Origin of the sequence: Amycolatopsis pittospori (assembly GCF_013870525.1) — a bacterium.
Taxonomy (GTDB): domain Bacteria; phylum Actinomycetota; class Actinomycetes; order Mycobacteriales; family Pseudonocardiaceae; genus Amycolatopsis; species Amycolatopsis pittospori.
This window is the reverse complement of the sequence record NZ_JACBXD010000148.1, coordinates 1-11,582: the sequence shown is the minus strand read 5'-3', so window position 1 is coordinate 11,582 and position 11,582 is coordinate 1. Positions and strand designations below refer to the sequence as shown.

The window sequence follows — 11,582 nt, the reverse complement described above, 5'->3', positions numbered from 1 at the left end:
CCAACCGAGACACGTGCTGCTCGTCGCCGCCGAGGTCGTCCGCGAGCAGCCGGAACTCCGGCCGAGGGAAGACCAGTTCGTCTATTCGAAACACCAGCGCGCGGACGGCTGGTACTACGAGAACTGGTCCTCTGTGGACGGTACGCACGACGGCGGGTCCGACATGAACGGCCACAAGGGCACGTCGCCCGGTTGCCGGAATGGGAAGCGCGCCCTTCCCGCCGACGAGGGCGGCGGCTCACGGCCCTGCATCCCGTTCCGCGCCTACTACCCGGACCTGCCGACCGATCCCGACGCCGTCCTCGCCTACCTGCGCGAGGACCGGCGCGGTGAAGGGACCGGCGTGCACGCCCTGAACATGGAGGCGATGGACCTGATCGAGAGCGTGCTGACCCCGGCCGCGCGTTCGGCGCTCTACCAGGCGCTCGCGAAGATCCCCGAACTCACCGTGCGCACCGGGACCCAGGACCCCGCCGGGCGGCCGGCGGTGACGGTCAGCTGGTCGGCGGGCGGGGTGCCGCTGGAGTTCTACCTCGACCCGAAGACCTACGAGTTCCGCGGCCGCGACGGCTCCGGTGCCCTCGTGGCGCACGGGATCGTGGACAAGGTGGGCCAGAAACCCTGACGCCGCAAGCTCTCGTGAGGGGCGAGTCTCGTGCCCGCCTCGGCACCCGGGCTGGCGTTGCGAAAGCCACTTTCGCAACCTTCAACGTTGCGAAAGTGGCTTTCGCAACGCAGCGCCGCGCGTATCGGGCCCGACGTTCGACCTTGACCGGTCCAGACCATTCGCACCTTAACGCAGCGTGTCGGTCCGCGCATCCGTGATCACTCCACGAGAAAGGTCGGGACACCGGGAACCGAGGACGACCTTTCGACGACTTGTGGGGCTGAATCGTGCGGCCCGGCGAGCGGAGTGAGATGCACTGGTACGAGGACGACGACCTGTGGGTCGGCTTCGCGGACGTCATGTTCCCGCCGAGCCGCGCCGAAGAGGCCGAACGCCTGGCGGCCACGTCACCGTTGCTCGAGGTCACCGACGGTCTGAAGGTGCTGGATCTGGCCTGCGGGCCGGCGATCCACGTCATCCCGCTGGCCAGGCGGGGCGCCGACGTCACCGGGGTCGACCTCAGCCCGGCCATGCTCGAACGTGCCCGTGAAGCCTGCGAAGACGCCGGAGTCACCGCGAAGCTGGTCCAGGCGGACATGCTCGAATACGCCGAGCCCGGCGCCTACGACCGGATCATCAACATGTACACGTCGTTCGGCTACTTCACCGAGCCCGGCGACAACCTCACTGTGCTGCGCAACGCCTTCACCAGCCTCGCTCCCGGAGGCACGTTGCTGATCGACGTGCTCGGCAAGGAGGTGCTGGCCGGCTGGGTCGGCCGCCCCCAGGCGGTCGACGTCGACGGCGGGACGGTGTTCATGCGCGACACCATCCTCGACGACTGGACCCGCCTCAGGACCGATTGGACCCTGGTCCGCGACGGCGAGGCGAAGCAGGCGTCGATCCTCTCCTTCTTGTACAGCGCCGCGGAACTGAAGGGGCTGTTCGAAACGGCGGGCTTCACCGGCGTCGAGTGCTTCGGCGACTTCGACGGCTCGCCCTACGACAACCACGCGCGCCGCCTGATCGTGCGTGGTGAACGTGCCGGCTGAAACGCTCCGCCTGTTCGCGGAACCGGACGACGAGACCGCCCGCCCGCTCCGCCTCACCGGTCCGGTGATCCTGTTGTCCGCGGCGCTCCTGCTCTCCCTGATCGCGGGAATCGCACTCGGCCCGACCACCGTCGCGCTGCCGGACGTCCTGCGCTACCTGGGAAAAGCGATCGTCGGCGGCACCATCACGACCGACGACGTCACCGGGTACTCGATCGTCTGGCAGGTCCGGACACCACGAGTGCTGCTCGCGGCCGTGGTCGGCGCGGGGCTCGCGGTGGTCGGGGTCGCCGTGCAGGCGCTGGTGCGCAACGCGCTCGCCGACCCGTTCGTACTCGGGATCTCCTCGGGCGCCTCGGTCGGCGCTGCCGCCGTCGTGGTCTTCGGTCTCTTCGCGGGGCTCGGCGTGCTGGCGTTGTCGACGGCCGCGTTCCTCGGCGCGCTGGGCGCGACGGCGCTCGTCTATCTGGCCGCCCGCAGTAAATTCGGCCTGACGCCGTTGCGTCTCGTGCTGACCGGAGTCGCGCTCACGTACGCCTTCCAAGCCGTGATGAGCGTCCTCGTCTACCTCTCGCCGAACGGCCAGGCCGCGCAGACCGTGCTCTTCTGGCTGCTCGGCAGCCTCGGCTCGGCGACGTGGGCGTCGCTGCCGCTGGCCGCGCTCGGCGTGGTCGTCGCGATCGTGGTCCTGCTGCGCTACGGCACCGCGCTCGACGTCCTGTCCATGGGCGACGAGACCGCGATGAGCCTCGGCACCGACGCGGTCGCGTTACGCCGCTGGCTGTTCCTGCTCACCGCCGTCGTCACCGGTCTGCTGGTGGCGGTGAGCGGTTCGATCGGTTTCGTCGGGCTGGTCCTGCCGCATGTGGTGCGGATGGTCGCCGGTTCCGGGCACCGCCGCGTGCTGGCGCTCGCCCCGCTGGTCGGCGCGGTCTTCCTGGTGTGGGTCGACCTGCTGGCCCGCACCCTGGTCGCACCCGAGGAGCTGCCGCTCGGCGTGATCACCGCGCTGATCGGCGTCCCGGTGTTCCTCGTGGTGATGCGGCGCCGCGGCTACGCGTTCGGGGGCCGCTGATGCTGTCCTTGCGCGAACTGTCCGTGGACGTCGCCGGAGCGACGCTGATCCGTGCGCTGAACCTGGACGTCGGCGCGGGCGAGGTCGTCGGCCTGCTCGGACCCAACGGCAGCGGCAAATCGACAGCGTTGCGTTGCGTGTACCGGGCGCTGACGCCGTCGGGAGGCGTGGTCCTCCTCGAAGGCACCGACCTCGCGGAACAGGGTCTGCGCGACACCGCTCGCCGGATCGCCGCGCTCACCCAGGACAGCCGCGCGGATCTGGACTTCACCGTCGAGGAGGTCGTCGCGCTCGGCCGGTCGCCGCATCAGCGCGGCAACCTCCGGCTCTCGGCTCGCGAACGCGCGCTGTGCCGGGAAGCGTTGCGGCGCCTGGACATCACCCATCTCGCGCAGCGCAGCGTGCTGACCCTGTCCGGCGGAGAACGTCAGCGGGTGCTGGTGGCGCGGGCGCTCGTCCAGGAACCGGAGGTCCTCGTCCTCGACGAGCCGACCAACCATCTCGACGTCCGCCATCAGGTGGAACTGCTGAAGTTCCTGCGCGACTGCGGGCTCACCGTCCTGGTCGCCCTGCACGACCTGAACCTGGCCGCCGCCGTCTGTCACCGGATCGCCCTGCTGCGCGGCGGATCGCTCGCAGCCTGTGGCACTCCCGCCGAAGTGCTCACGCCCGAAACGGTCCGAGACGTGTTCGGCGTCGAGGTCACTCAGGTGACCCATCCCGTGACCGGTGCGCTCCAGCTGCTTTACGACCTTCCCGCCGAAGAAACCGAGGGGATCACACGATGAAGCCGTCCAGGGTGACCGCGCTCTTCACCGCGGCGCTGCTCCTGAGCGCCTGCGGTGCCCAGGTCGAGGCCGGACCGGCCGCGCCCGCGCAGGTCGCGGTGACCAACTGCGGCGCTCAAGTCACCTTCCCGGCGCCGCAACGTCCGGTGGCCTACGACGTTTCCGGCGCCGAGAAGATGTTCGCGCTCGGGCTCGCCGGCCGGATGCGCGGCTACGTCATGAACGCGCTCGGCGATCCGTCGATCGCGGGCTCGCCGTGGAAGGACGACTACGCCAAGGTCGAGCGTCTCGGCACTTCGCGGGTGACCCGCGAAATCCTGGTCAACGCGAAGGCGGACTGGGTGATCGCCGGGTGGAACTCGGGGTTCAGCGAGGAGCGCGGGATCACCCCGAAACTGCTCGACCAGGTCGGGATCCGCAGCTACCTGCACACCGAGACCTGCTGGGAATACCCCACCGCGAAAGCCGAGGTCACGCCGCTGGAGGCGCTCTACACCGATCTGCGCAACCTCGGTGACATCTTCGGCGTCCGCCAGCGGGCGGACGAGCTGGTCGCGGAACTCAAGGGGCGCTTCGACAAGGTCCGCGCGGGCGCACCGAAGACCCCGCCCGCCAAGGTGTTCGTCTACGACTCCGGCACCGACCAGCCCTTCACCTCCGGGAAACACGCCGCCCCCAACGACATCATCGACGCCGCGGGCGGGACGAACGTCTTCCGCGATCTCCAGGACGGCTGGGGCAGCGTCGGCTGGGAGGCGGTGGTGAAGGCCGAACCCGAGGTGATCGTCGTGGTGGACTACGCCGACCAGCCCGCGCAGGAGAAGATCGCGTTCATCAAATCCTCGCCACAGTTGAAGAACACGCCCGCCGTGCGTGACAACCGCTTCCACGTCATCTCCTACGGCGACCTCGTCAGCGGGCCACGCAACGCGCGGGGAGCCGAGTCGCTGGCCGCCTACCTGCGCTCGATCGGCCGGTGAACGCGATGCCCGTCGAGACGGAATCCCTGGTGCACGAACACGTCACCGACGCGATCAAGACTCCGGCGCTGATCCGGCTCAAGCCGAACGTCGTGCTGATCCGGTTCGAAACCCTCAAGGTCTACGCGGCCCTCGGGGCGGTCCGGTCGCTGCTCGCCGACGGTATCGTCCGAAAAGGACAGACGCTGGTCGACAGCTCCAGCGGGATCTACGCGCTCGCGCTGGCGATGGCCTGCCACCGCTACGGTCTGCGCTGCCATATCGTCGCGTCGACCACCGTCGACCTCACCATGCGTTCGCAGCTGGAGATCCTGGGCGCGACCGTGGACCAGATGCCGCCGTCCGAAGACCTCCGCCTCGATCAGCGGCGCCGGGTCGCGCGCGTGCACGAGTTGCTGGAACGCCATCCGGAGATGCACTGGATGCGGCAGTACCACGATCCCGTGCACTACCTGGGTTACGGCGAGGTCGCCGACCTGGTCGCGCGAGCCTTGCCGTCCGGTCCGCTGACCGTCGTCGGCAGTGTGGGCACCGGGGCGTCGACCGGCGGGATCGCGCGGTCGCTGCGCGAACGGGATCCGGACGTCCGCCTGACCGGGGTGCAGCCGTTCGGCAGTGTCACCTTCGGCAGCGAGCGGTTCACCGATCCGGACGCGATCATCGCCGGCATCGGCAGCGCCATCCCGTTCGACAACGTGGATCACGAACTCTACGACCGGGTGCACTGGCTGGATTTCGTGCACGCCATGGCCGCGACCATCGGCCTGATGCGCGAACACGCCGTCTTCGCCGGGCTTTCCACCGGTGCGGCGTACCTCGTCGCGGGATGGGAGGCGGCGCGGAATCCCGAGCGCACACACGTCGTGATCGGCGCGGACACCGGCCACCGCTACACGGCGCGGGTGTTCGCCCGGCATCGGGAGGCCGTCGACCCGGCTGGACTGGCGCCGTGCGAGATAGCTTCGCTGGACGACCTGGCGCCGCCGTGGTCGGCGCTGGACTGGCGGCGACGCCGGTTCGGGAAACCCACGCTGCCGTCCCAGCAGCCGTACCGGAAGGAGCGGGCGTCGTGACCGTCGTCCTGCTGGAAGCACTCACGTTCGGCCTGGGCAGGCTGGCCGACGCGGCGGCGGAAGCCGGGCGGAAACTGGTGCTGCTCACCGGGAATCGCGAAATCTACCGCTACGAGCTCGGTATTCTCGGGCCGGACAGGGTCGAGGTCGTCGACATCGACACCACCGACATCCCGGCCTGCGAAGCCGCGTTGCGCGCGATCCCGGACCTCGCCGGCATCATCAACTCGACCGACACCTGGGCGCTGCCGGGCGCGGAACTCACCGCGCGGCTCGGCCTGCCCGGACCGGACGCGGCGGCCGTCCGTGTGCTGCGCGACAAGGGCGCGGTGCGCGACCTGCTGTACGAACACGGGCTCACCCGCGGTCGCCCGGTGCAGGTGACCTCGGCGCCGGATCTCGGTTTTCCCCTGGTGGTCAAGGATTCCTCGGGAACCTCGTCGCGTGGGGTGTGGCTGATCCGGGACGCCGCCGAACTCGAAGCCGCGTTACGGGAGGCGGAGGACACGCCGCTCAAGGGGCACCTGATCGCCGAACCGTACTTCGCCGGCCCGCTCTACAGCGCGGAAACCGTGACCTGGCAAGGGCGGACCCGGCTGCTCGGGATCCTGTCCCGGCAGCTGTCGCCGGAACCCGTGCGGCGTGAGGAAGCCGCCGCGTTCCCCGTGGCCTTCCCCCACGCCGAGCACGTCGAACTGGCCGACTGGATCGGCCAGGTGCTCAAGGCGGCCGGCCACGAACAGGGTTTCGCGCATACCGAATTCGTCCTGACCGCCGACGGTCCGGAGGTCGTCGAGATCAACATCCGGATCGGCGGCGCGATGCTCGGCGAAGCGCTGTGCCGCTCGCTGGACACCAACGTCTACACCGCGATGATCTCGATGGCGCTGGGGGAGGAACCCGCGCTGCTCACCCAGGAGATCGGCGGAGGCCCGGGAATCGCGTTCGTCCTGGCGTATCCCGCCAGGGAAGGCGTCCTGAAGGGCTGGGCGGGGCTCGACCGGCTTCCCGGTCTGCCCGGCGCGCCGGAGTGGTACCCGACGGCGAGCCCCGGTGACGAGGTCCGGCATCTCGCGGATCAGCGGTCGTGCACCGGGATCGTCCTGGCCGAGGGGCCGACGGCGGAACTCGCGTTGCACCGGGCGCTCGCCGCGGCGGGCGGGATCACGCCGGAGATGGATTCTTGAGACTTCTCTCAGATGGATAGGCCTACTTTCTGTTTCAGGAAGTAGGGCTATCCATCTGGAGGGAACTGTGGGCGAAGCAGTGGGCAGGCGCGCTGTGCTCGGGGGCGCGGCGGCGGCCGGTGTGGCGATGCTGGCCGCGAACACCGCTGGGGCGCAGGAGGTTCAGCGGGGCAAGGGACGTTTCGCGGGCAAGGTCGTGATCGTCACCGGGGCCACGTCCGGGATCGGCCGCGAGACGGCGATCGCGTTCGCGGCGGCCGGCGCCAAGGTCGGGTTCTGCGGCAGGCGTGAGGAGCTCGGCCGCGAGGTGGAACGGGAGATCCGGCGCGCCGGCGGGGAAGCGACGTACGTGAGGGCCGATGTCCGCGTGCCTGAACAGGTTCAAGCGTTCGTGGACGGGGTCGCGGTCCGGTACGGCAGGCTCGACATCGCGTTCAACAACGCCGGCATCCATCTCGGCAAACCGGCGCACGAGATCACGGTCGACGAATGGGACGACGTCCAGCGCACCAACGCGCGCGGGGTGTTCCTGTCGATCAAGTACGAGGTCCCGCATCTGCTGAAGGCGGGCGGCGGGGTGATCGTCTGCACCGGGTCGGCGCAGGCGGACCAGACCCGGCCCGGTCACGCCGCCTACACCGCGAGCAAACGGGCGGTCCAGGGGATCGTGCGCGCGGCCGCGCTGGACTACGGCGCCAAGGGAATCCGGGTGCTGTCGGTCGATCCCGGTACGACCGACACCCGGCTGGTGCGCCCGCCGGGTATCCCGGACGATCTTTGGGCGCGGTTCAAGCAGGCGTGGGGACCGCTGAACGTCCACGGCCTGCCCCGAATGGGCGAGGCCAACGAGATCGCTTCGGCCGTTCTCGCGTTGGCGTCACCGGATTTCGCTTACCTGACCGGCACTTCGGTGCTCGTCGACGGCGGCCTGAACACCGGGCGGCCGATGACCATGCCGCCCGGGTCCACCCCACCGGCTTGAGTCAGGAGCCGGGTGCGCATTTCTTGGCGGCCGCGACGGCGGCCAGCATTTCCGGAGTGTCCATCTTGACCGAGGCGAAAGGATCGGTGGTCTCCGTGAGCGGCTTCTGGGCCGCGTCCAAGGCCTTGAATCCCGCGTCCAGCGCGGCCTGGCCCTTGGAGGCGTCCAGCTGCCGTTTCCCTTCCGTCGCCGCGTCCCGTGCCGCGGTGTACTTGTCCACAACGGACTTCTTGGCCGCGTCGCCGCCGGGGACCGGTGACGAGGGCAGCGCGGTCAGCTCGTCGACGACCTTGGCCGCGAGTGCGGCCCGGACCCCGAGGCTGTCGCTCAACCAGGGCCGTGTCACCTCGACGCCCGAGGCCTGTTTGCTCGCGTGCTCGTTGCTGGCCTTCACGTAGCCGTACAGCGCGCCACACATCCCGTCGAGCCAGGCCACCGTCCTGGCGTCCGGCGCGGCGGGTGCCGAGGACGACGGCGGCACGGTGACCGTCGCCGGGGCGGCCGCCGGTGCCTCGCTCGAACAGGCTGTCACCGTGAACAGTGCTCCCACAAGGGAAATGAGCAGTACTTTCGTTTTCATGGGTCTCCGTTCGCGGTGACGCCCCGGTCAGCGGGGTGACGCGCAGTTCTTGGCCTCGGCCGTCGCGGCCATCAGCTCCTGGGAATCGATCTTGAGCAAGGACAAGAGATCCGCGGTCTCCGTGGCCGGCTTCTGGGTCGCTTCCAAGGCCTTGCCCGCGGCGTCCATCGAGGCTTGGCTCTTGGACGAGTCCAGCTGCCGTTTCCCGTTCGCGGCCGCGTCCCGGGCCGCGGTGTATTTGTCCACAAGGGACTTCTTGGCCGCGTCGCCGCCGGGGATCGGTGACGGGGGGAGCGCGGTGAGGTCGTCGACGACCTTGCCCGCGAATCCCGCGCGGATCCCGAGTTCCTCACTCAGGGAACGGCGCGTCACCTTCGTGCCCGACGGCTGCTTGGCCGTGTACTCGTCGTGGGCCTTCATGTAGCCGTACACCGAGCCGCACACCCCGTCGAGCCACGCCACGGTCTTGGCGTCCGGCCCGGCGGGCGGTGCGGGCACCGAGGACGACGGGACGGCCGTCACCGTCACCGGCGGCGGTGGTGCCGGTTCCCCCGAGCACGCCGTCACCGCGAACAGGGTCCCTGCCAGGGAAACGAGCAGAAGTTTCGTTTTCATCGGATCTCCCCTCCGCGGTGAACACGTTCCAGAGGGGGCGGGGGTTGCCCGCGATCTCAGTCGCAATTCCCCATCAGTCCCGCCAGCTCGTCGGGAAGCAGCGGCGGTTCCGGCAACGGGTGCGCGGCGGGAGCGCGCATCCCATCGAACAGGAGGGCGAGATGGCGGCGCCACACCTCCGGCCGGACATCCGCGGTCGCCTCCACCGTGCGGGCGATCCCCCAGGTCACGAAGGCCATGTCCTCGAGGGTGAAGTCGGCCCGCAGGGCCCCGCTCTCCTTCGCTCGTTCGACGATCCTGGTCATCAGTGCGTAGCCGCGTTCGTGCTCCTCGACCTGCGGCAGCCGCGCCGAGGCCAGTTCGTTGTAGCCGCGATCGGCGGCCTGCAGTTCGCAGATCCGGGTCACGAAATGCGTCAGCCCGGCCCAGGGGTCGTCGAGCCCCAGCGCGTGGTCCGCGATGCTCACGACGGTCTCCGTCCGGTCGGCGAAGACCGCGTTCACCAGATCCGCGCGCTGGGGGAAGTGGTTGTACAGCGTGCCGATGCTGACTCCGGCGGTCTTGGCGATCTCCTCCAGCGCGACGTCGAGCCCGCGCACCGAGTACAGCCCTCGGGCGGCCTCGACCAGCAGGTCGCGGTTGCGCTGGGCGTCCTTCCGCAGGGGCTTGGGCATGGCGACATCCTAGCCAAGTTGAAGGTGCCCTCAACTTGTGTGTACCTTCGGAGAAGTTGAGGACACCCTCAACTTAAGTCTCCTGGGAGGACGCATGACCAAGACACTCGCGATCTTCGGCGCCGGACCGGTGCTGGGGCTGTCGCTCGCTCGTCGCTTCGGCCGCGAAGGCTTTCGCATCGCCCTCGTCGCGCGAACCACCGAGAACCTCGACGCCCTCGTCGCCGAACTCGCCGCCGACGGCATCGAAGCGAGCGCGTTCGTCGCCGACGTCTACGAACCGGCCCAGATCGGAGCCGCCGTCACCGCCATCGGTCGGATCGACGTCGTCGCCTTCAACCCCGGCGGCGGGAACATGGGCGACGGCATCGTCTCGGTGCTCGATGTCGATCCGGAGAACCTGAGGCTGATCGTCGACCGGTTCGTGGTGTCCGCGGTGGCGCTGGTGCGGGCGGTGCTGCCGGACATGGTCGAGCGCGGCGACGGCGCGATCCTCTTCACCGGAGGCCAGTCCGGCTTGTACCCGGCGCCGTTCCTCGGCAACGCCGGGATGGCGCAGGCCGCGCTGCGGAACTACTTCCACAACCTGAACGCCGTGCTCGCCGAGAAGGGCGTCTACGCCGGAGCCGTCAACATCGGAGCGCTGATCGAAGGCAGCGTTCCGCATCTGGCGCTCACCTCGGGCCCGCTGGACTTCGAACCCGAGGTGATCCACCCCGACGTCTTCGCCGACGCCTTCTGGACGCTCCACGCCAAGCGCGAGGTACCCGAAATCCTGGTCGGCTCGTTCGGGAAGTGACTACTTCTCGAGGGCGTAGGCCTCGATCTCGACCTTCATCTTCGGGTTGAGCAGCGCCGAAACCTCGACCATGGTGGCCGCGGGCAGCACGTCGCCGAAGGCTTCACGATGCGCCCGCGCCACCAGTTCGGCGTCCTTGATATCGGTCACGTAGGTGACCGTGCGCACCACGGCCGCCAGACTCGAACCGGCCTCCCGCAGCGCCGTTTCGATGATCGAGAGCACGGCCGCGGCCTGCTCGTAGGCGTCTCCCGAGAGGAACGGCTCACGAGCCGTCGTCCCGGAAACATGGATGTGCTCGTCGACGCGCACCGCCCGGCTGTAGCCGAACACCTTCTCGAAATCCCCGCCCGAGGGGATGTTCACCCGCTGAGTCACGCAATCCTCCAAAGAAGTCCGGACCCGAACGAAAGCACAGCCGGCGGGCGGGCGGAACCGAATTCGCGATCAGCGTCCACCCGCCCCCGCGAGGATCCCGGCGACGGTCGTCTGGCCCTTCGCCCGTGCGTGGGCGAGTGGAGTCACTCCTTCCTTGTCGGCGAGGTTCACGTTCGCCCCGGCGTCGATCAGCGCCCGCACCACATCCTGGTGGCGGGCCCCGCCGTCGCCGAGGACGACCGCTTCGAGCAACGCGGTCCAGCCCAGGTCGTTGACGTGGTCGACGTCGATTCCGCTACTCGCCACCAGGCGCACGTACTCGACGTGTCCTCGCTCGGAGGCGGGGATCAGCGCGACGCCGCCGAACCGGTTCGTGACGGTCAGATCCGGTTTCACGGCGAGGAGCACCTTGGCCATCGGGACACTTCCGGTGACGCCGGTGACCAGCCACGGGGTGTCGTGCCGTCCGTCGAGGGCGTTCGGGTCGGCACCCGCCTCGACGAGGATCTCGGCGACCTCGACGCGGTCCTCGGTCACCGCGACGAGCAGCGGGGTCCGGCCTTGTCCGTCACGGACCTCCAGATCGGAGCCCGCCGCGACGGCGGCCCGGACGGTGTTCGTGTCGCCTCGGGCGACGGCGTCGAAGAGCTGATTCACGGCGACTCCTTGTCCACTGGGCGGGGACTCGATGGGTACGGGCGGCGGGGTACCCGGCGCCTGCGGGGAACAGGCGCCGAGCACGAGGGCGGCGAGCAGCGCGACGACCGCCCGCTCACCGATCATCAGCGAAGC

General features: G+C 69.5%; 14 protein-coding genes. 9 read left to right on the top strand and 5 right to left on the bottom strand.

Annotated features, from left to right (window positions below; genetic code table 11):
- From H5J31_RS38430 to H5J31_RS38395, 8 genes are all read left to right on the top strand, one after another.
- Positions 1-625, top strand: a 625-nt coding sequence (locus H5J31_RS38430; RefSeq protein ID WP_181777572.1) for a CU044_5270 family protein, incomplete at its 5' end; no start/stop codon positions are given.
- A gap of 293 nt (positions 626-918) precedes the next feature.
- Complete coding sequence (locus H5J31_RS38425; RefSeq protein WP_181777571.1) at positions 919-1,659, top strand: class I SAM-dependent methyltransferase; 741 nt, start codon at positions 919-921, stop codon at positions 1,657-1,659.
- A complete protein-coding gene (locus tag H5J31_RS38420; protein WP_181777570.1) occupies positions 1,640-2,734 on the top strand; it encodes a FecCD family ABC transporter permease in 1,095 nt (364 codons plus the stop codon). The genes H5J31_RS38425 and H5J31_RS38420 overlap by 20 nt, the downstream gene beginning before the upstream one ends.
- On the top strand, positions 2,734-3,522 hold the full coding sequence (locus tag H5J31_RS38415; protein ID WP_181777569.1) for an ABC transporter ATP-binding protein: 789 nt from the start codon (positions 2,734-2,736) through the stop codon (positions 3,520-3,522). Before H5J31_RS38420 ends, H5J31_RS38415 begins: the two co-directional genes overlap by 1 nt.
- Entirely contained in the window at positions 3,519-4,502 is a 984-nt protein-coding gene (locus H5J31_RS38410; RefSeq protein WP_181777568.1) for an ABC transporter substrate-binding protein, read from the top strand. The genes H5J31_RS38415 and H5J31_RS38410 overlap by 4 nt, the downstream gene beginning before the upstream one ends.
- Before the next feature lie 5 nt (positions 4,503-4,507).
- Entirely contained in the window at positions 4,508-5,575 is a 1,068-nt protein-coding gene (locus H5J31_RS38405; RefSeq protein ID WP_181777567.1) for a cysteine synthase family protein, read from the top strand.
- On the top strand, positions 5,572-6,762 hold the full coding sequence (locus tag H5J31_RS38400; protein ID WP_181777566.1) for an ATP-grasp domain-containing protein: 1,191 nt from the start codon (positions 5,572-5,574) through the stop codon (positions 6,760-6,762). Before H5J31_RS38405 ends, H5J31_RS38400 begins: the two co-directional genes overlap by 4 nt.
- Before the next feature lie 67 nt (positions 6,763-6,829).
- A complete protein-coding gene (locus H5J31_RS38395) occupies positions 6,830-7,744 on the top strand; it encodes an SDR family NAD(P)-dependent oxidoreductase (RefSeq protein ID WP_181777565.1) in 915 nt (304 codons plus the stop codon).
- A gap of 1 nt (position 7,745) precedes the next feature.
- On the opposite strand, the gene H5J31_RS38390 is transcribed toward H5J31_RS38395, so the two are convergent.
- The 3 genes from H5J31_RS38390 to H5J31_RS38380 are packed head-to-tail and all read right to left on the bottom strand — an operon-like array spanning position 7,746 to position 9,613.
- Positions 7,746-8,324, bottom strand: coding sequence for a hypothetical protein (locus H5J31_RS38390; protein ID WP_181777564.1), 579 nt, complete (start codon positions 8,322-8,324; stop codon positions 7,746-7,748).
- 27 nt (positions 8,325-8,351) lie between these two features.
- Positions 8,352-8,939, bottom strand: coding sequence for a hypothetical protein (locus tag H5J31_RS38385; RefSeq protein ID WP_181777563.1), 588 nt, complete (start codon positions 8,937-8,939; stop codon positions 8,352-8,354).
- Positions 8,940-8,995: 56 nt separating this feature from the next.
- On the bottom strand, positions 8,996-9,613 hold the full coding sequence (locus H5J31_RS38380; RefSeq protein ID WP_181777562.1) for a TetR/AcrR family transcriptional regulator: 618 nt from the start codon (positions 9,611-9,613) through the stop codon (positions 8,996-8,998).
- A 94-nt stretch (positions 9,614-9,707) separates the two neighbouring features.
- On the opposite strand from H5J31_RS38380, the gene H5J31_RS38375 reads away from it, so the two are divergent.
- Positions 9,708-10,412 (top strand): SDR family NAD(P)-dependent oxidoreductase, encoded by a 705-nt coding sequence (locus H5J31_RS38375; RefSeq protein WP_181777561.1) that lies wholly within the window; start codon positions 9,708-9,710, stop codon positions 10,410-10,412.
- On the opposite strand, the gene H5J31_RS38370 is transcribed toward H5J31_RS38375, so the two are convergent.
- Together H5J31_RS38370 and H5J31_RS38365 are read right to left on the bottom strand one after the other, a co-directional pair.
- Positions 10,413-10,790 carry a RidA family protein gene (locus tag H5J31_RS38370; RefSeq protein WP_328701726.1) on the bottom strand — a complete coding sequence of 126 codons (378 nt, stop codon included), beginning with the start codon at positions 10,788-10,790 and terminating at the stop codon, positions 10,413-10,415. It abuts the gene before it with no gap.
- 69 nt (positions 10,791-10,859) lie between these two features.
- On the bottom strand, positions 10,860-11,582 hold a 723-nt coding region (locus H5J31_RS38365), incomplete at its 5' end, for an ankyrin repeat domain-containing protein (protein ID WP_236005647.1).

Coding starts and splice junctions, on each gene's coding strand:
- H5J31_RS38425 (WP_181777571.1), top strand. CDS start 919: ATGCACTGGTACGAGGACGACGACCTGTGGGTCGGCTTCGCGGACGTC.
- H5J31_RS38415 (WP_181777569.1), top strand. CDS start 2,734: ATGCTGTCCTTGCGCGAACTGTCCGTGGACGTCGCCGGAGCGACGCTG.
- H5J31_RS38410 (WP_181777568.1), top strand. CDS start 3,519: ATGAAGCCGTCCAGGGTGACCGCGCTCTTCACCGCGGCGCTGCTCCTG.
- H5J31_RS38405 (WP_181777567.1), top strand. CDS start 4,508: ATGCCCGTCGAGACGGAATCCCTGGTGCACGAACACGTCACCGACGCG.
- H5J31_RS38390 (WP_181777564.1), bottom strand. CDS start 8,324: ATGAAAACGAAAGTACTGCTCATTTCCCTTGTGGGAGCACTGTTCACG.
- H5J31_RS38385 (WP_181777563.1), bottom strand. CDS start 8,939: ATGAAAACGAAACTTCTGCTCGTTTCCCTGGCAGGGACCCTGTTCGCG.
- H5J31_RS38380 (WP_181777562.1), bottom strand. CDS start 9,613: ATGCCCAAGCCCCTGCGGAAGGACGCCCAGCGCAACCGCGACCTGCTG.
- H5J31_RS38375 (WP_181777561.1), top strand. CDS start 9,708: ATGACCAAGACACTCGCGATCTTCGGCGCCGGACCGGTGCTGGGGCTG.